Below are 21,952 nucleotides of genomic sequence, written 5' to 3' on the forward strand. Positions count from 1 at the left end.
CCCTCCCATGATTGATTGGTTATACATTGAAAAAGGACCGGGCGCTAAGTCACCCGCCCGATCCTTTCCGAATTTTTTTCTACATTACTTGTTGTTTGCAGCTTTCCAGGCGTCAAGCTGAGTTTGAGCTTCAGCGATGACCTTGTCCAGGCCGGCTTGCTTGAAGGCCGCAATCGCTTTTGGCAGGTAGGTTTCCGGATCAACGGTACCGGTCATCAGGGATGCCCAGAACTGTTCCTTCACGTTTTGTACAGCTGCCATTTCGGTTGCTACTTTCGTGCTGTCGAAGTTGAAGCTCAGGATTGGAGAATCTTTACCTTCAGCGTTAAATTTCTTGAATTGCTCCCACTTGTCATCCGGGTCATTCGGGTTCAAGTAGAGCAGCATGTTGTTGCCGAGGGAGTACGACGGCATGTCGTAGTTTTTGCCCTCTGGAAGGTTTTCAATGTGCTTGTCGTCAACCTTCTTGTAGTGTGTTCCTTCGATACCGGAATCCACCATGTTGCGAAGAACCGGATCCGTATTCAGCAGGTTCAGGAATTCCATTGCTTTCTCCGGATGCTCGGAGTTTGCGGAAATCGCCATGATCGAGCCTTGAACCGATGTGTTCGTGATGATCGCATCACTTGCCGGTGTCGATTTAACCGGATAGCCATAGCTTGCAGACCAAGTATTGTCAGCCAGCGGCTGGGTTTGCGCACGGTCCATGAACCAGTTACCGGAAGTCATCAGATCGCTAGTGGAGCCCGTTGTTGCTGCTTCCGGAGCCACATAGCCGGCTTGATAATATTTGTGCATCGTTGTCAGCGCCTGCTTCATTTCTGGCGTTTCGAGGATGTCGACGATTTTGTAATCGGTCGTATCCAGCTTCACAGCCATTGGCAGATTCTGAATGATGTAGTCATAAGGAACATAAGGAACGTAGTTCTTGTCCATCGCGAACGGTGTTACGTTCGGTTCTTTTTCCTTAATCGCTTTCAACAGCGGCTCAATGCTATCCAGGGAACGTACATTGGAGGTATCCAGTTTGTACTTGTCCACCAGGTTTTGGTTGAAGCGCCATACTTCTTGCTGAGGAAGCTCTTTGTTGGCCGGAATGCCATAGTTGTGTCCATCGACTTTGGAGCCTTCCAGGAAAGCAGGATCGATGGTATCTTTGATGCCTTTTCCATATTTATCAAGCAGATCGTCGAGTTCCATGAACGCGCCTTTTCTTGCGTTCTGTACGTAATCGAATCCGCCTGCGGATGTGAACATAATGTCCATCGGTTCGCCGGAAGCTACGTTTACCTGCATTTTTTGCTGGTAGTCGCCCCAGTCGATCATTTTCATGGTGACGGTTGCATTAATCTTCTCCTGCGTATACTTGCTGACCTCAGCCATAACCTTGTCAACGTCTTTTTGCGGCGTGCCGATCGTGTACCAGATCAGGTTTACCGGTTTCTCGGAGCTCCCCGAAGATCCGGAACCACTGCTTTCCGCGTCTTTGTTGCCCCCACCGCACGCGCTGAGTACAAGCGCGAAGGCCGTCAACATGGCCAGTGCGAACGAGAAGCTTTTCTTACCCTTGCTCATGTGTGTTCCTCCCTTTTTGTGTTGCAGTCAATGTTGTCTAGCTGTCTGCCCACCAAGCGGCCAAACCGGCTTTTTCTTTTATTGTTTCCGGCTCGGTTTGTTTAACTAAGATAACCTTAACGGATGTAAGCCGTTACAAAAAGAAGATAAACTAAATAAATCCGTGTACAAATTAAAGAAAAGGTTTTCTTTTTGTCTAAATTTGTCATTTTTTCAGTGAAACGCTTACTTTTATTGTTTTTCTTTCATTTTCATTAGGTTTTTTCTGCATCAAACGTCACAAAAAAAACCTAAACCGGATGAGATGGTAGGTGTTTAGTCTCATCTGATTCAGGGTGTCTCCAGCCGGTCAACCCAGCCCCTTGTAATCCGTCGGCGAGATCCCGACATATTTCCTGAACTGTTTATAAAAATATCCGGTCTCCCAGTAGCCTACGTTCCGCGCAATCTCCTGCACCTTGAGGTTCGTGTTCTTCAGCTGCTGCTTCGCCTTTTCGATCCGGAACTTGTTGATGTATTCGGCGAACGTTTCCCCGGTTTCCTTATGAAACAGCTGTCCCAGGTACACCGGATGAATATGATACTGTGCCCCCAGCGTCTTCAGCGACAGTTCGTCCGCATAATGATTGTGAATATGGACCAGCACCTGATTCACCACGGGGTTCTTCATATCCTGAAGCAGCGACTGGACCGCAGCTCCAGCCACTTCCTGCAGAGCAGTAATGAGATCCTGCAGCGAGGAGCTGTCCCGGACCTTGCCTAAGCCGTTCTTAAATATATCCGACTCATCCGTATGCTTGATCTGCTCAAGCTCCATTTTGAAGCGAATCACCAGCTCCAGGGCCGCGTTCAGCAGATCCTCCGGGCGGATATGTCCCGCCTTCTGCATCTGCTCAAAGTCGTCTTGGATTTTTCGATTCAGCCCGGCCTCGTCCCTCGCCAGAATCAGCTTAGCGTATTCGTCCCAAGCGATGGCGATATGCCGCTCCGGGCCGCCGCTATTCTCCTCCAAGCTGGTGTAGTCGATGATCCGCCGATCCGGAAATACCATAAAATACTCCAGTGACTGCTTGGCCTCCTTGTAGCTGACAGAAGCCTCTCCAGGCAGGCTCACCGCCGAACCGACACCGATATGCACCGTGCAGCCCTGCCTCGCTAAATCAGCCTCCAGCTGCTCCAGTGCTGTCATCAGACGGGCCTTCCCCTCCTGCGGGTTCTCCAGACTTCCAATAAGGACCGTATCCCCATCCACATCGCGGAACAGCGTCAGCTCCGTGCTGTCTTCCAGCAAATCGTCAACCTGCCCGAACAACGCCTCATCGGCTGCGGTCCGAAGCACCGCCACGGCCATATAAGGCCGGTCCAAGTTCACGCCAAGCAGATCGGCTCTTTCTATAAATTCCGGAGGGGCGATCTGTCCGTTCATCCAGCGGTAGAGCGTATTGTCCTTCAAAATTTGCACATCAAAAGCGCTGTACAATCCGCTCGCCCTCGTACTGTCCAGCTTGGACACGGTATTGCGGAGCGTCGATTCCAGTTCCTCCACATTGATCGGCTTCAGCAAATAGTTCTCGATACCGAGCCTCATCCCCTGCTTCAAGTAATCGAACTCGTTGTATCCGCTTAGGATGATCACCTTGAGGTCGCTGCGGGTTTTGCGAGCCTCGCCGATCAGACTCAGGCCGTCCATCACCGGCATGGAAATATCCGTAATCAGCACATCCACGGGTGTAGACGCCATGGCCTCGAGCGCCTGGCGTCCATTTTCTGCGTGCCCGACAATCTCCAGTCCCAGCGCTGCCCAATCCAAAATATCGTACAGCCCTTCGATAATGAACGGCTCATCGTCCACAATAAACACTTTATACATCTTCAGCATCCGTCCCTTCCCGGTTAGGGTAACGTACGGTGACAACCGTACCGACTCCAGGCCGACTGTCAATTTCCACCCCGTAAGTCGGACCGTACAAAAACTGCAGCCGGCTGTGCACGCTGCGCAGCCCAAACATTTCGCCGGACTCCTCCGGCTTCCCGAGCTCTTCATGGATTTCAGCCAGGCGCTCAGGCGTGATACCTTTGCCATTATCCGTAATCACAGCCACCAGCATATCGCCTTCTTCCCTCACCCGAATGTCCAGATGATTATCGTCGCGATTGGTCTGGATACCGTGAACGATATAGTTTTCGATAAGCGGCTGCAGCGACAGCCTCATGACCGATTTGCCCTGCAGCGCCGGGTCTGAATCGATCGTATAGCTGAACTTCTCCTTATAACGGATCCGGAACAGCTCCAGATACAAGCGGCATGCCTCCAGCTCATCCTTGAGCGTGTAAATCTTTTTCTGCTTGACCAGGCTTTTGAAGAGCACGGACAAGCTATAGATCATTTCCCCGACATCCTTAGCCCCTTGAGAAATGGCCCGCATCCGAATCACTTCAAGAGTATTATACAGAAAATGGGGATTGATCCGCGCCTGCAGCGCCACCAGCTCTGTTTGTTTCTGTTTAATTTCGGCTTTGTACACCCGCTCGATATACAGGTTCAGCTCGTCCAGCATGTCGTTAAAGCTTCGGGAAATCTGGCCAAGCTCATCTTCTCCCGGGTTATCGATCCGTGCGGACAAATCGCCGTTTTTCACCTTGCGTGTAATTCTAATAATCCGGTTCGTCCGGTTGGCGAAATTAATCACAAAGAAGGCCGGGAAAAAGATCGCAAACAATATACAGATCCCGCTGATCGTTATAATCGTTTTCCGGATGCCCGAATAACTGGCCTCCACGTCCTTTTTCGGAACTGCACCAATCACGACGTATCCGTTGTCAGCCGAAGTCAGCTTGTTGATATACATTCGGCTGCTGACCTCAGCCGGGCGGGTATTCCCACCGTCATACAGCGAATCGGTCACATCCATATACGGATAGGTCTTTCCATAATATTTCCCTTCCGAATCATACAAAACCTTGCCATCCGCTGAAAGCACCGCAATATCCCCTTTGAAGCTGTCCTTATAGCTCGTCAGGGCATCGGTGATGCCGCCCGAATCCAAATAAACGAGAAACTGTCCCGCATTTTTGAGCTGCCTGTTATTGATCGGTACCCGGATGGCGTACAGCTCCGGCGCCCACTGGTCCGCCGCCTTCCGGATCCAGTAATTTGGAGCGGTGATGCCTTTATAGTCCATCGCCATCACGTCCGGAATATAAGAGTGGGTCATATCGGTCGTCAGCTGCTTATACTGCTTGTTTGGCTTGAACACGGACAGAAACTGCTTCTCTGAACTGTACAGCATGATGTTGCGGATATCTCCATTTTCGTCCATCACCTGCTGGAAATACTGCAGCGGGTCCGTCGAGTTGTTGTTCGTTTCGTTAAAAAACTGGTCCATGCGATGCTGTACATATTGCGAATAAGGATGCTCCATCAAAAAAGAAATGTTCGAGAACAGCATTTCGTTCCGGTACATATCCCTGGCAATATTCTCTACCGATTGGTAACGCTGATCCAGATAACGGCTGACATTTTCCATCGCAGCCTTCTGGTTGTTGAGTTCCTTCTCCACGATCGATTGAGATAGGGAAGAGAACATCAGATAGGACAGAATCACGATTGTTAGAATGGCAATGATCGTGAAAATCAGCAGAATCCTCATGAACATGTTATTTTTAAAATAATTCCTGTAGATTCTGCCCAGTCCCATCGTAATCCCCCTTTTCGCCGTTTTTCCATTATATCATACCCTCGTTGATCATTAAGGAACACGCTGTTTACGAAGCCCGTTTGCGAATCAATCCAGCCGGAACTTCACGATCATGAAATTGCCCGGGAAATGGAAAGCTGCGCCCTGCCCTTTCCTACGGGTACGCTTACAACCTTACCGCCTCTGCTCGATGCAGCAATACCCCTATGATAACTTTTTCGTTTCCCGTAAGACAAATGGAATAATTATGAACATGTTCATCACAGCAAAAAAGCCAGCACCTGGGATGTCCAAGGTACTGGCTTTCTCGTTCGCCATGATACAGATTACTCTGTAGTGTATGGCAGCAATGCGATTTGACGAGAGCGTTTGATCGCAATCGTCAGCATGCGTTGGTATTTTGCGCTAGTGCCGGTTACACGGCGAGGCAAAATTTTACCGCGTTCGCTGATAAATTTCTTCAGCAGATCGGTATCTTTATAGTCAATGTGAGTAATTTTGTTCACAGTGAAGAAGCACACTTTACGACGTTTGTTACGGCCGCCGCGGCGAGCCGGTCTTTTATCGTTGTCTCCGCCTTCTCTTTGTTTAAAAGCCATGCTGTTTCAGTCCTTTCCTTATTAAAATGGCAAATCATCATCCGAAATATCAATCGGTTTTCCGTCATCGGAAAAAGGATCCTGATTGGAATTGTTCCGCGAGTAGCTGTTACCGCCACGTCCACCGCCTCCATTGTAGGAAGGCTCCTCACGCGGGGTGCTTCCGCCTCCACCGCCTTCACGGTTGGATTCCAGGAAACGTACGTTATCGGCAATGACTTCGGTGACGTATACACGTTTACCTTCGTTATTCTCGTAATTCCGTACCTGGATGCGCCCTTCTACAGCCGTCAGACGGCCTTTGCGCAGATAATTGGCGCAGGTCTCAGCAAGCTGTCTCCATGTGACCACCGGAATAAAGTCCGCCTCACGCTCTCCGCCTTGCGCCGTAAACGGGCGATCCACAGCGAGCGTAAACTGCGTTACGGCTACCCCTGAAGGTGTATAGCGCAGTTCCGGATCCCGGGTCAACCGGCCGATCAAAATAACACGGTTCAACAATCGAGTCCCCTCCTTTGAGCGAATTTCATCACTAATTCCGTAAACGGATATTAAGCAACAACGTCAAGCGTAATGAGATAACGAATTACTTCGTCAGAAATTTTCATGAGGCGCTCAAGTTCGGCTACAACGTCAGGGTTGGCGCTGAAGTTAACCAGAACAAAAGTACCGTCACGGAATTTGTTGATCTCATACGCAAGGCGGCGTTTACCCATCACTTCATGCTTAGTGATTTCTCCACCGTTGGAGATGATGCCTTGGAATTTTTCGACTGCGGCTTGAACAGCATCTTGTTCAATGTCAGGACGAATAATGTACATCACTTCGTATTTGCGCATATGTTTCACCTCCTTATGGACTTCGGCCCCTGATCATGTCAGGAGCAAGGAACGAGTCTAAACTCGCACCATATTAATATATCAAATTGGCCCAATGATTGCAAGTACAATGCCGTTTTGATCCTGTTCCACACATGATTCTCCGCCAAGGGTACACACTACAGAGGCAGTCCATTTTAACGATTAAAGGAGGCCTTGTCCATGGGTGAAAGAACCGAATTTGAACCAGGCGACAAAGCGCCGAACCCCGGCGTATACATGGAGGTTGGTGAAAACAGCTTCCATACTGAAATCACGGATCCGCAGCGGGTCGAGCTGGCTAAGGGCGATACCTTTCCAGAGACCTCGAAGAAAGACCGCAAATGGAAACGGATGACGAAAGCGCGGGTCCACTAATTTTACAAATGGATGCATAAGCGCACGAAAACTGCGCATATTACAATCAGGCGGTGCTTGAGAGAGGTGTGGTTCCGTTGGACATGATCAACGCAACAAAGCACAGGAAGTCAGAAACAGCACGTTCAAGAAGCGGAGGGAAGTGCTAAAAACACTTTATTGTCTAAAGCAAAGATTTGCTAAAGGCTGACCCGAGTTTCACTTGCTGAAGTGTTGTGTGGATGAATTCCAAAAAATCATGGCATCGCCTGCCAAATCGGAGGACCTTCTGGGTCCTCCTTTGGTTTGTATACAGCAGTAATTGTTCCCCTCTTATTATGAAAGCAAAGGATCATAAAGGGAAACGATCCAACAACTAAGAAAACCTCCAGTTTACTCAACTGAAGGTTTTCACTGTATGTATTCTATGCGCAGTCACTTAAAAAAGGGAATGTGGCGGAAAGAGAGGGATTCGAACCCTCGCACGCCTTGCGACGCCTAACTGATTTCGAGTCAGCCCCCTTAGACCTCTTGGGTACCTTTCCGCAGCAAAATTGATTATAGCACATGTCCATCATTTGTGCAAGCCCTTTGTCCAAAAGCTGTTTATTACTAAGCCTGCTAAGCCTGCCCTTCCATTCCCTCTTCCGATTTCGATCGAAGCACCTTTTTCATATTTTTCTCAAACTTCGCCCGCGGGATCAATACGCTGTGCTGGCAGCCGACGCATTTGATCCGGATATCCATTCCCATGCGGATAATTTCCATTTCGTTACTGCCGCATGGGTGGTTTTTCTTCATTTGGACGATATCTCCGAGTTGAAACACTTTACGTTCCACCGTTATCCTTCCCCCATTTCGTTGTTCCCTTCTTTACCTGCCGCAAGCTCGGCCTGTGCCTGTTTCATCATGTCCTCGTATTCCAAAGCCTGCTTCACATCGGCCTGAATCTGCCGTTCAACATCGCCTTTGGTGTTCGGCATGCACTCGGCTACGATCCGGATAACGTATTCACTCGTGTTCAAGGATTGCACCCCGAGTACATTCGGCACCGAAATGACATTAGGATCCCGCTGCTGAATGCCGGTAAGCGCCTGTTTAATCAGGGCTACGGTTTCTTCCAGATTTCGCTCGTTTTTCATGGGAAGGTCAACAACCGCGAGCGCATTGGATAAGGAGTAGTTCGTTACGCTGGCGATGGAACCGTTAGGCAAAATATAAACTTCCCCGGTAGGGCTTACGATGCGTGTGGTCCGAAGGCCGATCATCTCTACGGTGCCTTTGAAGCTCCCTGTCTGGATAACGTCCCCTACCGCAAATTGGTCTTCTAATATAATGAAGAATCCGGTAATCACATCTTTAACCAAACTTTGCGCGCCAAAACCTATGGCCAAACCAAGCACTCCTGCTCCCGCAAGGAGCGGTCCCAAATGAAAGTTGAACTCCGACAGAATCAGGAGCACCATAATAAAATTACAGGTGACCGCCGTTACGTTTTTCAGCAGCTCGGCTACCGTGGCGAACCTCCGCGGGTTGACGTTCATCCGGCTCTGCTCCTGTCTCGCCAGGGATTTGTCTATAATTTTGGATACAACCCGTATAATGACGCGGGAAACAAAAAACAGAATGATGATACGAATGCCCGAAAACAGCACATTGGTCCACATATCTACATTCGTCACCCAATCCAGAAACTTATCGCCGATACTTACCGCCTGCTTGACAGCCTGCTCTGGATTGGGAATGGTATCCTCCAGCCAAAACTTACTCAATCAACTCTACCTCCTATCCTCGATGCTCTTATATCCCTCTATGCTGTCTTTGAAGTAGATTCCCCGAATCTCCACCTGCTCCTGCTGGATGATCGTCTGTACGCTATCCAGCTGGTCCGGCGGGAACTGGATCGATAATGCACAGCCCGCTGTAATTTCCTTTGGTGTAGGAAATAAATCAATTTCAACCTCCGCATATTCAAGCAGCATCTCTGCGCGCAGCGCCTGCTGTGTCGAATCAAAAGCAATCAGCATCCAGGTTTCCATCTCCGCCACCATCCGCTTCTCCCCCACCTTGATTTGTGCTGCATTCGTCAGAATTACTTTTTCTATGGAATTCCTGCATGAAGTATAAAAACCCTCTTCCTTCCATATACTAGTTACTACCAAATGCAAGGAGAGGAAGATTCTATGACTCAGTGGCCAAAAACGTCTCCCAAACAGGAGCCTACATGCTTAAAAATACCACATACCGACCCTGAAATCCATTCCGCTATTATTCATCGTCTTCTGTTTCATCTCTCTCAAGCCGGGGAAAATCAACAGGTTATCGTTGTATGTATCGGTACCGACCGGTCCACGGGCGACTGCCTCGGTCCTTTGGTAGGCACTGCATTGGCCCGGTATAAAAGTCCATGGTTTCACTTGTTCGGCACGCTGGACGAGCCTGTGCATGCCGTTAACCTCCAGGAGACGCTCTCCTCGATCTATTCGCTGTATGACAATCCATTTGTCATCGGCATCGATGCGTGCCTTGGACAATCCTCCAGCGTAGGCTGCATTCAAGTCGCCAACGGCCCGCTCAAACCCGGCGCAGGCGTACATAAAGAATTACCGCCGGTTGGCGATATCCATTTGACGGGTATCGTTAATGTCGGCGGCTTCATGGAATATTTTGTATTGCAGAACACCAGGCTGAGCTTGGTGATGCGTTTGTCCGAAATTATTGCCTCAAGCCTTCATTCCGCCATTAAGGAATGGAAAGCCCGTACTACGCTTTTTGCAAGGCTAGAGTAATCGCCTCTACCTCTTCCGGCGAAAGGGGATAAGTCGACTGCCCGGCTTCTACCGGCTTGGCATAAACATAGGAGCTGTCACGGCTGTACAGCGCAGTGATGACGACTCCACTTCGATCGGCATCAACGATCGCAATCGAAAAGCTTAGATCGCTCCCTCGTTCGCTGAATGCATTGTAACGTTTAATACCGATATTACCCTTGATCGTTTGAAGCTTGTTCAATGCCAGCGACACGGATTCACGCTGCTGCTGCTGCTCATCCTCCACGCTGTCCACCTGTGTCTTTAGATCGATGAGCAGTGTTTCTAAATCCTCTACCCCGCTGCCGGCCATCATCGTTTCGTATTTGCGGCGAACTTTTCTAAGCTTTGCCCCTTGTGTCAGCACCAACACGAGCAAGATCAAAATGAGGAGTACGATCCCGCCAATGATTCCTGGTAATTGTTCGCTGATTAAATCATTTAAGTCCGACATGCTGTTCATTCCTTTTCCTCAATCTTGACCTACCCGTTCCCAAGACGTATCGTGATCCCATATATTCATGGTCCTTGATACTATACGGTTAAAAATCACAAACATTCATTCTGCCGGTTGTCCCTTCAGCTTTACAGGGGAGAACCGGTTTTGTCTTGCCATCGAGGTTTGATTACTAATAGACTTCGAGGCTTGCGTCAGGCCATCTAGTTAACGAACCAGCTCGCGCATCGCTTCAACCATCCGTTGAACCTCCTGCTCCGTGCTGTTCGCACCCACACTCGCCCTCACTGCTCCGGTCTTATCCGTTCGCACCGCATAGTGAGCCAACGGCGTACAGTGCATCCCCGCTCTGACTGCGATTCCATATTGCCGGTCCAAGCGGAAGGCGATTTCCGTAGAATCCCGGCCCTCGATCGTAAAGGCCACGATTCCGGTCCTTTCCTTCCCTTGTACTGGACCAAGCAGTTTCAGACCCGACAGCTCTTTCAATCCCTCAATCATCATTTGAGTCAGCGCCCATTCATGCTGATAAATCCGCTGCGGGGTTTCCTTTAGTACATACTCCACCCCTGCTCTTAGTCCGGCAATTCCGACCGTGTTCAAGGTCCCCGCTTCATACCGGTCCGGCCTTACGCTGGGCATTTCCTTTTCCTCCGATTGGCTGCCCGTTCCTCCGTGGATCAGCGGCTCCAGTTCGATCTCAGGCGATAAGTAAAGCCCTCCCGTCCCTTGCGGACCGAGCAGCCCTTTATGGCCCGGAAAAGCCAACATGTCGATGCAGCAGGACTCCACATCAATGTCCAACACGCCGGCGCTTTGTGCAGCATCTACCAAAAATACTGCCCCACTGCTGCGTGCCAGCTCACCAATTCGCTGGATTGGCAGAATACTCCCCAACAAATTCGAGCTATGGCTGCAAACCACCAGCTTCGGATTTTTGGATAAGCATGCCTCCAGCTGCTGCATGTCCAGTTCTCCTTGATCATTTACCCCAATGTAATCCACTTGAATATCCAGTGTCCGCATTAAATATTCCAACGGTCTCCGTACGGAGTTGTGTTCGATCATCGTCGCAACGACATAGTCACCCGACTTCAAGATCCCCTTGATCGCCATATTCAATGCCTGGGTTGTGTTATGGGTGAAAATGATGTTATTCGGGTTCTTCACCCGAAACAACTGAGCCAGCATCCGGCGGGTCTCAAAGAGAACCCTGCTCGCTTGCACGGCCATTTGATGGCTCCCTCGTCCTGGATTCGCTGCCGCTTCCTCCATCGCCTTTTGCATGGCTGCCAGAACACCAGGCGGTTTCGGCCAGGAAGTCGCTGCATGATCCAGATATACAACTTCGTTCATATCCCGTTTCACTCCGATCCAAGGAACAAAGAATGACGCATCTTCGGTCCTTTTCAGGAATCACCTAGACGCGTCATCCCATCCACTGATCTTTATTGCAACAACTCCAGCAGCCGTTCCAGGTCCTGTTTGCTGTAATAGTTCAATTCGATTTTGCCTTTATCTTTGTTTTGCTTGATCTTCACTGTCGTTCTAAACCGCTCCCGCAGCGACTCTTCCAAGTTATCGATATAAGGATCGCGCTTTTTGACTTTTACCTTGTTTTTATCCGCTGGTTTCCGGTCGAGCTGTTTCACAGCCTCCTCAAGATCCCGTACGCTCCACTCATTGTTGACGCATTGCTTCGCCAACTGCTTGATGAGGGACGGATCCTTGAGACCAACCAACGCTCTCGCATGGCCCATGGAAATTGTTCCACGTGAAACATAGTCTTTGACTTCATCCGGCAAAGCCAACAAACGAAGGAAGTTTGCTATATGGGATCTGGATTTCCCCACTTTCAACGACAGCTCTTCCTGCGTCAGTGAGTATTGATCCATCAAGCCCTGGTAAGCAACAGCCACTTCCATCGCATTTAAATTCTCGCGCTGCAGGTTTTCAATCAAGGCAATCTCCATCACCTGTTGATCGCTGAATGTGCGAACCACAGCCGGGATAGTGGCCTTGCCGCAGTATTGCGAAGCTCTAAAGCGCCGCTCCCCTGCAATAATTTCATATCCTTTGAGCACGCTGCGTACAATAATCGGTTGAATGACCCCATGCTGACGAATCGATTCGGCCAATTCCTGAATTGATTCCTCATTAAAGTCCTTGCGCGGCTGGTAAGGATTGGCACGAAGTTGGCTGAGTGGGATTTCTACGATTTTGTCATCTTCATTAATCGAAAGTGAAGGAATTAAAGCATCGAGCCCTTTACCCAATCGTTTACTCATACGAAATCACTTCCTTTGCCAACTCTAAATATACCTCAGCGCCTTTCGAACGCGGATCATACGTAATGATCGACTGACCATGGGACGGAGCTTCACTAAGTCGAATATTTCTCGGAATGATCGTTTGGTACACTTTTTCCTGAAAGTATTTCTTTACTTCTTCAATCACTTGAATCCCCAAATTCGTCCGAGCATCCAGCATAGTGAGCAGAACGCCTTCAATCCGGAGCGAAGTGTTCAAATGCTTCTGGACGAGACGAATCGAATTCAGCAGCTGGCTTAATCCTTCAAGGGCATAGTATTCGCACTGGATAGGAATAATGACCGAGTCAGCGGCAGTAAGTGAGTTAATAGTAAGTATACCAAGAGACGGCGGACAATCGATTAAAATATAGTCATAATTTGCTTTCACCAACTGAAGCGACTTTTTAAGCCGAAGCTCCCTTGAAATGGTCGGTACCAGTTCAATTTCCGCTCCAGCCAATTGAATCGTTGCCGGAATAATATGAAGTCCTTCGATTTGCGTTTGCAGGATCGCATCCTTGGGATGTACATCATTGATAATCACATCATAAATGCAGTTCGCTACATCCGCTTTATTGACACCTACCCCACTGGTTGTATTGCCTTGGGGATCGATATCGACGAGCAGCACCCTTTTTCCGAGCGAAGCCAATCCTGCACCGAGATTGACGGAGGTTGTCGTCTTGCCGACTCCGCCCTTTTGATTTGCTATGGCAATAATTTTGGACACTCAATTCACCTCTATGTGTATGAAGACTCTTCTTGTAGGTCGCGGGATTGTGATCATCAGCAAAACAAACGGCTGCAAATACCTGTATGCCCCCGGCGGTAAATCAGAAGTACCGGTGTTTCAAGTATACAGATACGCAGAAACGGCTTCGCCCTGCAGTAGTGCGCTTCCCCTTGCTGGAATAACAAGAAAAACCTTTACTCAATTATTCGGACACCATCAATGAACAACTTTGATTTCAGAACATTGACGAGAAAAATGGGAGATGCGAACTTTCCCCCTCCCCCTCTATTCTTCCATCTTATGAAATTCAGCTACCTGGGACTTATGATTTCATGGTTTAGAGCATAAATTCATTATGACTTCCTAAAAAAAGCGGCCGCTCAGCCGCTAAGCTCCATCGTATTAGCGCTTAGGAATTTTGATCACGATCTCATAATGATCCTCATGGTCGTTTTCCTGCGTTTTAATGGCCATCCCGGATCCAGACACCATATCGATGGATTGGCGAATCGTGTTCAACGCCAACCGGACGTCCTTGGAGTAAGAGATGCGCTTTGCCTTTTTAATTTTTGCCGATTCCTTGTAAAAGGCAACTCTAGCCTCCGTTTGTTTCACGTTCAGCTCTTTGGATACAATCTCAGCCAGCACTTTCAGCTGCAGTTCCTCGGTATCGAGGGACAGTAACGCGCGGGCATGCCGCTCAGTAATTTTGCGCTCCATCAGTGCATTTTTTACTTCCTCCGGAAGATGAAGCAGCCGGATTTTATTGGCAATCGTTGATTGGCTTTTCCCAAGGCGCTGCGCCAAGCTCTCCTGCGTAAGCTGATGAAGGTCAATGAGCTTTTGATAGGCAACGGCTTCTTCGATGGAAGTCAGGCCTTCACGCTGGAGGTTCTCGATCAATGCAATGGAAGCAGCTTGGGAATCATTGAATTCACGGACAATGGCGGGAATGGTCTCCAAACCGAGTTTGGAAACGGCACGCCAGCGCCGCTCACCGGCAATAATCTCGTATTTGGCATTACGGATACGAACAACAATGGGCTGGATCACCCCATGCGTCTTGATCGTTTGACAGAGTTCGTCGATTTTATCGTCATCAAAAATGGTCCGGGGCTGGTAAGGACTGCTTACGATTTCCGCCACCGGAATTTGCTTTACTTCATCCCCATTGCTTCGTTCCGTCAAACCAAACAATTTAGAAAATTGTTCTTTCATTCCGTATATTACCACCTAAATTCGTAATAGCACCGCTAGAGCACCTAACAACAATCTACAGGTCATCGAGACATCCATGTAGGATAAGGGTAACAACTAACCTTGAGCTTTGACAGCTGCAATCCAGACATAGAGAGTCGTCCAATGACTTCAAAATGGAAGATGAGAATTGTCAGATCCGAACGAAATTTATGTATAAGGTTCACATGACTGAACGGACTGACTGTCAGACCACTTACCAACGATCATCCCTCTCTATCATACCATTTGAAGCCAGTTCATAGAATACAGTTTATACTCTATTCTACCACTTTTCTTCATATAATCCTATTCTCCAAAGTTCCCGATTTTTCCTGCCATTTATCCATTTTTTCACATTAATAAAAGCACTTATCGATGGAACATCAAAGAAGACAAACCGCTTCTAGCAGAAGCATTTCTTGCGATTTTACAGTGATTCGGCACCGTTATATTCATCACTCTATAATCTTAGTAAAGCGACTATCGATGTATCTTTATAGAGGACAGACCGCGTATTTCAGAAGTCTTCTTGAAATTATATAGGAGAACAGCATCGCTGAAAATTTATATTTTTATCATCTAAAAAAAGAGGACTGTTCCACGTGAAACAATCCTCTTCATTTTATAAATATGACTTGGTTTCAGACAGTCCGTTGATAGGAAGTCAGTCGACTGCACATTCCATAGGGTCTGATACAGCTTGCTGAAACCAGTTTTTTTCTTATACTAAAGGCGATTTAACCGCAGTTCCGGCCTTTCTCGGATATTTACCTGGGGTAGGCGCAGTCTTACGGATCTGGACAATATGGCGAGCCGATTCTTCTACAGGTAGCAAGAAGCGTTCCACTTCGATCACCTTGCCCCTCAGTTCCTTCAAGCTTTTGGCCGCCTCCTGTACTTCCTCCGCCGGATCGCTTCCTTTCATCGCCGCAAACAGACCGTTCACTTTGACAAAGGGGAGACAGAACTCATTCAGGACGGCCTGCCTGGCCACTGCTCGGGCGGTAACGAGATCGAAATGATCACGGTACCCCGCCTTCCTTCCCCAATCCTCGGCCCGGCCATGGAGAAGTTCAACATCCTTAAGGCCAGTCTCCTGCACAACGTGCTGCAGGAAGGAAATGCGCTTGTTTAACGAGTCGATAATCGTCAGCTTCAAGTGTGGAAAACAAATCTTCAGCGGGATTCCCGGGAATCCCGCCCCTGAGCCGATATCGGCCAGTGTTCCGATCTCCCCCATGTTCACATAAAACGCCAGGGAGATGGAATCATAAAAATGCTTGGTATACACTTGCTCCCGCTCGGTAATCCCGGTAAGGTTCATTTTCTCATTCCATTCGACCAGTTCCTTGAAATAAATTTCAAATTGTTCCAACTGGGATGGTTCGAGCGTAATGCCATGTTCTTTTAAACGCTGCACAAATTGCTCTTGTATCGGATCCATTCGTTAACCTCTTGCCGCTGTAACGCGATTATAGTGTTCCAGATATACCAGCAGAATCGAGATATCCGCCGGCGTCACGCCGGAAATGCGTGAAGCTTGACCGATCGAAATCGGACGGATGCTGCTGAGCTTTTGACGAGCCTCGATGGCGATGCCTTGAACATCGTTATAGTCGATCGATTCCGGAATCTTCTTCTTATCCATCTTTTGCAGACGTTCCACGTGGATCAGCTGCTTTTCGATATACCCTGCATACTTGATTTGAATTTCGACCTGCTCCTTCATTTCTTCCGTAAGTTCATATGGCGAAGGTGAAATTTGTTCAATATGGCTGTGGGTTACTTCTGGACGGCGCAGAATGGTCAGCAGGTTGCTGCCATCCTGAATCGGGGCGGAACCGATCGATTCTAACAGTGCATTCACATGTGAAGGACCCACCTTCGTTGAACGTAGACGTTCGATTTCCAGCTCCACCTTTTCCTTCTTATCCAAAAACTTCGCGAAGCGTTCCTCCGAGATCAGACCGATCTCATGCCCTACCGGCGTCAACCGCAGATCGGCGTTGTCATGGCGAAGCAGCAGTCTGTATTCCGCACGGGAAGTCAGGAGACGGTAAGGCTCATTGGTACCTTTCGTCACGAGGTCGTCGATCAGAACTCCGATATAGCCTTGCGAACGGTCGAGAATGACCGGTTCTTTGCCCTGTACTTTGCGCGCAGCGTTAATGCCGGCCATGATGCCTTGACCTGCAGCTTCTTCGTAACCGGAGGTTCCGTTAATTTGACCGGCGGTGAACAATCCCGGCATCTTCTTCGTTTCCAGAGATGGCCACAGCTGCGTCGGTACCATAGCGTCATATTCAATCGCATAACCGTTGCGCATCATTTCAACTTTTTCCAAGCCAGGGATACTGCGCAGCATCGCCAGCTGAACGTCTTCAGGCATACTGGTGGACAGCCCTTGGACATAATATTCAGAGGTGTTCTTGCCTTCCGGCTCGAGGAAAATTTGATGCTTCGGCTTGTCGCTGAAGCGCACGATCTTATCCTCAATGGACGGGCAGTAACGTGGTCCTGTTCCTTCAATAATTCCGGAGAACATCGGCGCACGGTGCAGGTTCTCGTTAATAATGCGGTGGGTTTCCACCGAAGTATACGTCAACCAGCAAGGAAGCTGCTCATTATCGGAAGACTCGGTTTCATAAGAGAAAAATTTAGGTTTCTCATCTCCCGGTTGAATTTCGGTCTTGGAAAAGTCAATGGTGGACTTGTGTACACGCGGAGGCGTGCCGGTCTTGAAGCGAACGAGATCGAAGCCCAGCTCGCGCAGATTTTCCGCCAGCTTCACCGAAGGCTGTTGGTTGTTTGGACCGCTTTCGTAGGTCAGCTCACCCATAATGACTTTACCGCGAAGATACGTGCCGGTAGTCAGCACCGTAGATTTAGCACGGTACGAGGTGCCGGTTTTCGTCACCACGCCGACACAGACGCCGTCTTCAACAATCAGCTGTTCCACCATGCCTTGACGCATTGTCAGGTTCGGTTCTTTCTCCATCGTTTCCTTCATCGTTTGTTGATACAGGAACTTGTCGGCTTGCGCACGCAGCGCATGCACCGCCGGCCCCTTCCCTGTGTTCAGCATCCGCATTTGAATAAACGTTTTATCAATATTACGGCCCATTTCACCGCCCAGCGCATCGATTTCACGGACGACATGCCCTTTGGCCGGTCCCCCGATCGACGGGTTGCACGGCATAAATGCGACCATGTCCAGATTGATGGTAATCATCAGTGTGTTGCAGCCCATCCGCGCTGCGGCCAAAGCCGCTTCACAGCCGGCATGGCCTGCACCGATGACGATGACATCATAGCTGCCTCCATCATAACTCATTGGACAAACCTCCTTTATTTTTCTGAAAATAAATGCATGAATCTATATGAACGAACGACTTATTTACCTAAACAGAACTGGGAGAAAATTTGATCCAGCAGCGTTTCGGCCGCCGTATCGCCTGTGATCTCACCAAGCTGTTCCCAAGCAAGACGGACATCGATCTGAATCATGTCGATCGGGATGAACTGATCCGCCGCTTCGTAGGCATCCTGAAGCGATTTGTACGCCTTTTTAAGGAGAGCGATATGCCGGACGTTGCTGACATAAGTCAGATCGCCCGACTCCAGCTTCCCGCTGAAAAAGAGCGAAGAAATCGCCTTTTCCAAAAGATCGATCCCCTCTTCGGTCATCACCGACATCGGGACGATCAATTCATCCGGATAGTACCTGGACAGCAGATCCCTGTCCAATTGCGAAGGTAAGTCCATTTTATTCATAATGACGATGGATTGTCTACCACGGATTTGTTCCATTAATTCCAGTTCGTCCTCATGCAGCGGTTCGCTTGCATTCAGTACGAGCAGGATGAGGTCGGCTTCTGTGACCGCATGCTTCGAGCGCTCCACGCCGATTTTCTCCACGACGTCCATCGTTTCCCGAATTCCTGCCGTGTCCAGCAGCTTGAGCGGAATGTTGTTGATCGTGACGAACTCCTCGATGACGTCCCGCGTCGTGCCCGGAATGTCGGTCACAATCGCACGGTTCGTATGCGCCAGCGCATTCAGCAGTGAAGACTTGCCCACGTTTGGACGTCCGACAATCGCCGTGGTGATGCCCTCACGTAAAATCTTCCCTTCTTCAGCGGTCTTCAGCAGCTTCTGAATGCCTTCCATAACTTCGTTGCTTTTCTGCTTAATGAACTCTGCCGTCAGCGATTCCACATCATGCTCCGGGTAATCGATATTGACTTCGATGTGAGCCATCGTTTCCACCAAGGTGTGGCGCAGCTCCCCGATTCTCTGGGACAAGGATCCCTCTACCTGCTTCAATGCGATCGAGAAGGCACGGTCCGACTTGGACCGGATCAGGTCGATTACCGCTTCGGCCTGGGAAAGGTCAATCCGGCCGTTCAAAAAGGCCCGCTTGGTAAACTCGCCCGGTTCCGCCAGACGGATCTCCAGCTGCAGCAGCAGATCCATCACCCGTTTGACCGAAATGACGCCGCCGTGCGTGCTGATCTCCACCACATCTTCTGTGGTAAAAGACCGCGGTGCCCGCATCACGGTGACAAGCACCTCCTCCACCCGCTCCTGGGTGTCCGGGTCGATGATGTGCCCATAATGAACCGTATGCGACTCCGCCTCCGTTAACGCCGTTTTGCTGTGAAAAATCCGTTCGACCTCGGAAATCGAGTCCGGTCCGCTCACGCGGATGACGGCGATTCCCGCTTCCCCTACAGCTGTCGATATCGCTGCGATTGTATCTGTAAGCAAGGCTGTCACCTCTATTTTTTCTATATTAAACGTTCATCCGTTTCTGTTAGCTCTATTGTTGCCATAACAAGACGTATCAAGACCTGCGACGCCTAGGCCCGGCGCTTCCCGGTGACCCCATTCAAGATTCAAAAAAAACAATGACTTCATAAGCTAAAGGTAAGCTCAATAAAGTCATTGTACAGGTCTCTCTTTACTTTATCGTAATGACTACGCGCCGGTTGGGCTCTTCCCCTTTACTGTAGGTCTTCACCTGCGGATGATCCTGCAGCTTGGAATGGATCACCTTCCGCTCCTGCGGGGACATCGGTTCAAGAACAACCTCTTTATGGGTCCGAATCACCCGTCCCGCCAACCGGTCGGCCAAATCCTCCAGCGTCTTCTTCCGGCGCTCCCGGAAGTTTTCTGCATCGAGCACAAGCCGCACGTAACTGCTTGACACCCGGTTCGCCACAATGTTGGCCAAATACTGCAAGGCGTCGAGGGTTTGTCCTCTTCTGCCAATGATCAGTCCCAAATCGGGACCGAAAATATGAAGGGTCGTAGCATCCCTCGCGTGCTGGATTTCAACGCTCACATCCAGTCCCATGCTCTTACCGACGTCAATGATAAACTCGGCAGCCGTTTCATAAGGGTCTTTGTCTTCTTCCTCTAAGGAAGCTTCGGGTTCATGAAAATCTAGTGGCAAAGGTTTCGCCGTCTCCACTGGTTCCGGTGCGGGCTCAGGCAGCAGTGTAAGTTCCACCTTTGCTTCCTTGACACCGATCAGTCCCAGGAATCCTTTTGACGGCTGCGATACGATTTGGACCGTGACCCGGTCGCGGCTTACCCCAAGCTGGGCCAGCCCTTGATTTACAGCATCTTCAACGGTTTTTCCTGAAGCGACGACTTTGCTCATTTAGATTTTTTTGCCCCCTTCTTCCCTTTGCTATTTCCTTTACCGCCTTTGTTGCTGCTGCCTTTGTTGCCAGACTTGGCATTTGCGCTTCCTCCAGCAGAAGAAACGGCGGCTACGTTCGCAGTCGTATTGTTGTTACGATACAGGAAGTAGTTCTGGATAATAGTGTACAGGTTACTGTAAATCCAGTACAGCGGCAGTGCGGATGGGAACTGGTAAGACATGAAGAAAATCAAAACCGGATACACCAGCATCATAAATTGCATGGCACCCTGCTGCGGGCTCGGGTTCATCTTCAACATCATGCGGGACTGCAGGAATGTCGTAGCAGCAGCCAGCAGCGGCAGGATGAACGTATGGTCCGGCTTACCCAATTGGAGCCACAGGAACGAGTGGTCACGAAGATGCGAGTTGTACACGATGGAATTATAGAGTGCGATAAAAACCGGCATTTGGATAATCAGCGGCAGACATCCCGCCATCGGATTAACCCTGTTCTCCTGAAACAGCTTCATCGTTTCCTGCTGCTGTTTCTCCGGCTGATCCTTATACTTCTCTTTTATCTTTGCAAGTTCAGGCTGAATCGCTTGCATCGCCTTGGAACTTCTAACCTGCTTAATGGACAACGGCAGAATAATCGTACGGACGATAATCACCATCACGAGGACGGCTAAGCCGTAAGCTCCGCCAAACCAACCGGCGAACGTATCTAATGCGAGCGAGAAATAATAAACGACGTTAGCCTGCCAAAAGCCGCCTTCCTTCATTTCTTCTGTAGTATGCGTCACAGTGTTGCCTGTTCCGCACCCAGCTAAAACAACCACTGCGAGCATCATCACAGCGATGAGGAGGATCCATTTCCTGCCTCGGCTAGTCTTAAGTAGCGACACTTCATAACCCCTCTCTTAACGCTTCCATTCACCGTAAATCATACCATAATTAATTGGACAAAGAAACCAGCATTCAGCGCCCCGCCGGCTTCAGCAGCGACGCTTTCCGCAGCACGTGCAGAACGCTTTTTTCAAGGTCTTTATAGGACATTTCAACGGCACCTTTTCTTACAATAAATACAAGATCGACATGCTCGATCAGCTTGTCTTCATGGTGGCGCATAATCTCCTTGACCAGTCTTCGCATCCGGTTCCGTACAACGGCGTTGCCGACTTTCTTGCTGACGGATATGCCGACGCGGAACTTCTCTACCTCTTTTTTGCGGAACCAATACACGACAAATTGGTAATTGGCAAATGACTTCCCATGCCTATATACGCGGCTGAAGTCAGCCCGGTTTCGTAAACGTAAACTTTTATGCACGAATATCCCCTGCTTGCTGCCCGCCATCCCGATGTACAGCGGCCTTTCCTTCAAAAATATCAGCATTCGAAATTTTGCTTCATATAATATATAGCGATATTCCACTTCCTAGTATGGTCATCCATTGTGCGATATAAACCACAATAAGAACCGTGAGCACTTCTCTGAGCACGGCCCGTCCTCTTTCATTTCATTGGGATCGGGTCGTAACTACATCTTCTCCTCGGCGTAAAAGCCCGCTTCTCCCTCTTTTTCTTAAAAAATCTGTAGAAGTGAAACGAAAATCTCACTTTTGTACGCCGATAGACGTTTTCTTATGAAAAAAAGACCACC

At 49.2% G+C, this 21,952-nt stretch carries 22 protein-coding genes and 1 tRNA gene; 2 read left to right on the plus strand and 21 right to left on the minus strand.

Going from position 1 to position 21,952, the window contains the following annotated elements; all coding sequences use genetic code 11:
• Positions 1-84: 84 nt before the first annotated feature.
• From KI379_RS29115 to rpsF, 6 genes are all read right to left on the minus strand, one after another.
• Positions 85-1,575, minus strand: a complete 1,491-nt coding sequence (locus KI379_RS29115) for an ABC transporter substrate-binding protein (protein WP_076172481.1) — start codon at positions 1,573-1,575, stop codon at positions 85-87.
• Positions 1,576-1,924: 349 nt separating this feature from the next.
• Complete coding sequence (locus KI379_RS29120) at positions 1,925-3,445, minus strand: response regulator transcription factor (RefSeq protein ID WP_212985786.1); 1,521 nt, start codon at positions 3,443-3,445, stop codon at positions 1,925-1,927.
• Positions 3,438-5,273 (minus strand): sensor histidine kinase, encoded by a 1,836-nt coding sequence (locus tag KI379_RS29125; protein WP_212985752.1) that lies wholly within the window; start codon positions 5,271-5,273, stop codon positions 3,438-3,440. Before KI379_RS29125 ends, KI379_RS29120 begins: the two co-directional genes overlap by 8 nt.
• 326 nt (positions 5,274-5,599) lie before the next feature.
• Positions 5,600-5,872, minus strand: coding sequence for a 30S ribosomal protein S18 (rpsR, locus tag KI379_RS29130; RefSeq protein ID WP_076172485.1), 273 nt, complete (start codon positions 5,870-5,872; stop codon positions 5,600-5,602).
• 21 nt (positions 5,873-5,893) lie between these two features.
• Positions 5,894-6,373 (minus strand): single-stranded DNA-binding protein, encoded by a 480-nt coding sequence (gene ssb / locus KI379_RS29135; RefSeq protein ID WP_076172487.1) that lies wholly within the window; start codon positions 6,371-6,373, stop codon positions 5,894-5,896.
• A 50-nt stretch (positions 6,374-6,423) separates the two neighbouring features.
• Positions 6,424-6,711, minus strand: a complete 288-nt coding sequence (gene rpsF, locus KI379_RS29140) for a 30S ribosomal protein S6 (RefSeq protein ID WP_076172488.1) — start codon at positions 6,709-6,711, stop codon at positions 6,424-6,426.
• A gap of 201 nt (positions 6,712-6,912) precedes the next feature.
• Between rpsF and KI379_RS29145 the strand changes: the two genes are divergently transcribed.
• On the plus strand, positions 6,913-7,107 hold the full coding sequence (locus KI379_RS29145) for a YjzC family protein (RefSeq protein ID WP_076172489.1): 195 nt from the start codon (positions 6,913-6,915) through the stop codon (positions 7,105-7,107).
• A 433-nt stretch (positions 7,108-7,540) separates the two neighbouring features.
• Here the strand turns inward: KI379_RS29145 and KI379_RS29150 are convergent.
• The 4 genes from KI379_RS29150 to KI379_RS29165 form a co-directional block, all read right to left on the minus strand.
• A tRNA-Ser gene (locus KI379_RS29150) sits at positions 7,541-7,631 on the minus strand.
• Between the two features lie 76 nt (positions 7,632-7,707).
• Entirely contained in the window at positions 7,708-7,926 is a 219-nt protein-coding gene (locus KI379_RS29155) for a DUF951 domain-containing protein (RefSeq protein WP_076172490.1), read from the minus strand.
• Between the two features lie 2 nt (positions 7,927-7,928).
• Entirely contained in the window at positions 7,929-8,858 is a 930-nt protein-coding gene (locus KI379_RS29160) for a mechanosensitive ion channel family protein (protein WP_076172491.1), read from the minus strand.
• Between the two features lie 6 nt (positions 8,859-8,864).
• Positions 8,865-9,125 (minus strand): DUF3343 domain-containing protein, encoded by a 261-nt coding sequence (locus KI379_RS29165; protein WP_076172602.1) that lies wholly within the window; start codon positions 9,123-9,125, stop codon positions 8,865-8,867.
• A gap of 144 nt (positions 9,126-9,269) precedes the next feature.
• Between KI379_RS29165 and yyaC the strand changes: the two genes are divergently transcribed.
• A complete protein-coding gene (yyaC, locus tag KI379_RS29170; protein ID WP_076172492.1) occupies positions 9,270-9,875 on the plus strand; it encodes a spore protease YyaC in 606 nt (201 codons plus the stop codon).
• Here yyaC and KI379_RS29175 read toward each other — a convergent pair.
• From KI379_RS29175 to rnpA, 11 genes are all read right to left on the minus strand, one after another.
• Complete coding sequence (locus KI379_RS29175; protein ID WP_089550452.1) at positions 9,850-10,350, minus strand: DUF4446 family protein; 501 nt, start codon at positions 10,348-10,350, stop codon at positions 9,850-9,852. The genes yyaC and KI379_RS29175 overlap by 26 nt on opposite strands.
• A gap of 210 nt (positions 10,351-10,560) precedes the next feature.
• Positions 10,561-11,709, minus strand: a complete 1,149-nt coding sequence (locus KI379_RS29180; protein WP_212985753.1) for an aminotransferase class V-fold PLP-dependent enzyme — start codon at positions 11,707-11,709, stop codon at positions 10,561-10,563.
• A 92-nt stretch (positions 11,710-11,801) separates the two neighbouring features.
• Positions 11,802-12,641: a ParB/RepB/Spo0J family partition protein gene (locus tag KI379_RS29185; protein ID WP_076172494.1), complete on the minus strand. Its 840-nt coding sequence runs from the start codon at positions 12,639-12,641 to the stop codon at positions 11,802-11,804.
• Positions 12,634-13,395: a ParA family protein gene (locus tag KI379_RS29190; RefSeq protein WP_076172495.1), complete on the minus strand. Its 762-nt coding sequence runs from the start codon at positions 13,393-13,395 to the stop codon at positions 12,634-12,636. Before KI379_RS29190 ends, KI379_RS29185 begins: the two co-directional genes overlap by 8 nt.
• 405 nt (positions 13,396-13,800) lie before the next feature.
• On the minus strand, positions 13,801-14,616 hold the full coding sequence (noc, locus tag KI379_RS29195) for a nucleoid occlusion protein (RefSeq protein ID WP_076172496.1): 816 nt from the start codon (positions 14,614-14,616) through the stop codon (positions 13,801-13,803).
• Positions 14,617-15,358: 742 nt separating this feature from the next.
• Positions 15,359-16,081: a 16S rRNA (guanine(527)-N(7))-methyltransferase RsmG gene (gene rsmG / locus KI379_RS29200; protein ID WP_145140300.1), complete on the minus strand. Its 723-nt coding sequence runs from the start codon at positions 16,079-16,081 to the stop codon at positions 15,359-15,361.
• A 3-nt stretch (positions 16,082-16,084) separates the two neighbouring features.
• Entirely contained in the window at positions 16,085-17,971 is a 1,887-nt protein-coding gene (gene mnmG, locus KI379_RS29205) for a tRNA uridine-5-carboxymethylaminomethyl(34) synthesis enzyme MnmG (protein ID WP_076172498.1), read from the minus strand.
• A gap of 59 nt (positions 17,972-18,030) precedes the next feature.
• Positions 18,031-19,407: a tRNA uridine-5-carboxymethylaminomethyl(34) synthesis GTPase MnmE gene (gene mnmE, locus KI379_RS29210; protein WP_212985754.1), complete on the minus strand. Its 1,377-nt coding sequence runs from the start codon at positions 19,405-19,407 to the stop codon at positions 18,031-18,033.
• 193 nt (positions 19,408-19,600) lie between these two features.
• Positions 19,601-20,305 carry an RNA-binding cell elongation regulator Jag/EloR gene (jag, locus tag KI379_RS29215; RefSeq protein ID WP_212985755.1) on the minus strand — a complete coding sequence of 235 codons (705 nt, stop codon included), beginning with the start codon at positions 20,303-20,305 and terminating at the stop codon, positions 19,601-19,603.
• Positions 20,302-21,195 carry a YidC/Oxa1 family membrane protein insertase gene (locus KI379_RS29220; RefSeq protein ID WP_076172502.1) on the minus strand — a complete coding sequence of 298 codons (894 nt, stop codon included), beginning with the start codon at positions 21,193-21,195 and terminating at the stop codon, positions 20,302-20,304. The genes jag and KI379_RS29220 overlap by 4 nt, the downstream gene beginning before the upstream one ends.
• A 73-nt stretch (positions 21,196-21,268) precedes the next feature.
• The gene (rnpA, locus tag KI379_RS29225; protein ID WP_212985787.1) at positions 21,269-21,619 is read right to left on the minus strand and encodes a ribonuclease P protein component; all 351 of its coding nucleotides are present in this window, start codon (positions 21,617-21,619) and stop codon (positions 21,269-21,271) included.
• Between the last annotated feature and the right edge of the window lie 333 nt (positions 21,620-21,952).

Source organism: Paenibacillus cineris, from assembly GCF_018333335.1.
GTDB lineage: Bacteria > Bacillota > Bacilli > Paenibacillales > Paenibacillaceae > Paenibacillus_AQ > Paenibacillus_AQ favisporus.

Excerpts from the sequence above, each read along its gene's own strand:
- KI379_RS29115 (WP_076172481.1), bottom strand. The coding sequence starts at position 1,575 with ATGAGCAAGGGTAAGAAAAGCTTCTCGTTCGCACTGGCCATGTTGACG.
- KI379_RS29120 (WP_212985786.1), bottom strand. The coding sequence starts at position 3,445 with ATGTATAAAGTGTTTATTGTGGACGATGAGCCGTTCATTATCGAAGGG.
- KI379_RS29125 (WP_212985752.1), bottom strand. The coding sequence starts at position 5,273 with ATGGGACTGGGCAGAATCTACAGGAATTATTTTAAAAATAACATGTTC.
- rpsR (WP_076172485.1), bottom strand. The coding sequence starts at position 5,872 with ATGGCTTTTAAACAAAGAGAAGGCGGAGACAACGATAAAAGACCGGCT.
- rpsF (WP_076172488.1), bottom strand. The coding sequence starts at position 6,711 with ATGCGCAAATACGAAGTGATGTACATTATTCGTCCTGACATTGAACAA.
- KI379_RS29145 (WP_076172489.1), top strand. The coding sequence starts at position 6,913 with ATGGGTGAAAGAACCGAATTTGAACCAGGCGACAAAGCGCCGAACCCC.
- KI379_RS29165 (WP_076172602.1), bottom strand. The coding sequence starts at position 9,125 with ATGGAAACCTGGATGCTGATTGCTTTTGATTCGACACAGCAGGCGCTG.
- yyaC (WP_076172492.1), top strand. The coding sequence starts at position 9,270 with ATGACTCAGTGGCCAAAAACGTCTCCCAAACAGGAGCCTACATGCTTA.
- KI379_RS29175 (WP_089550452.1), bottom strand. The coding sequence starts at position 10,350 with ATGTCGGACTTAAATGATTTAATCAGCGAACAATTACCAGGAATCATT.
- KI379_RS29180 (WP_212985753.1), bottom strand. The coding sequence starts at position 11,709 with ATGAACGAAGTTGTATATCTGGATCATGCAGCGACTTCCTGGCCGAAA.
- KI379_RS29185 (WP_076172494.1), bottom strand. The coding sequence starts at position 12,641 with ATGAGTAAACGATTGGGTAAAGGGCTCGATGCTTTAATTCCTTCACTT.
- noc (WP_076172496.1), bottom strand. The coding sequence starts at position 14,616 with ATGAAAGAACAATTTTCTAAATTGTTTGGTTTGACGGAACGAAGCAAT.
- rsmG (WP_145140300.1), bottom strand. The coding sequence starts at position 16,081 with ATGGATCCGATACAAGAGCAATTTGTGCAGCGTTTAAAAGAACATGGC.
- mnmG (WP_076172498.1), bottom strand. The coding sequence starts at position 17,971 with ATGAGTTATGATGGAGGCAGCTATGATGTCATCGTCATCGGTGCAGGC.
- jag (WP_212985755.1), bottom strand. The coding sequence starts at position 20,305 with ATGAGCAAAGTCGTCGCTTCAGGAAAAACCGTTGAAGATGCTGTAAAT.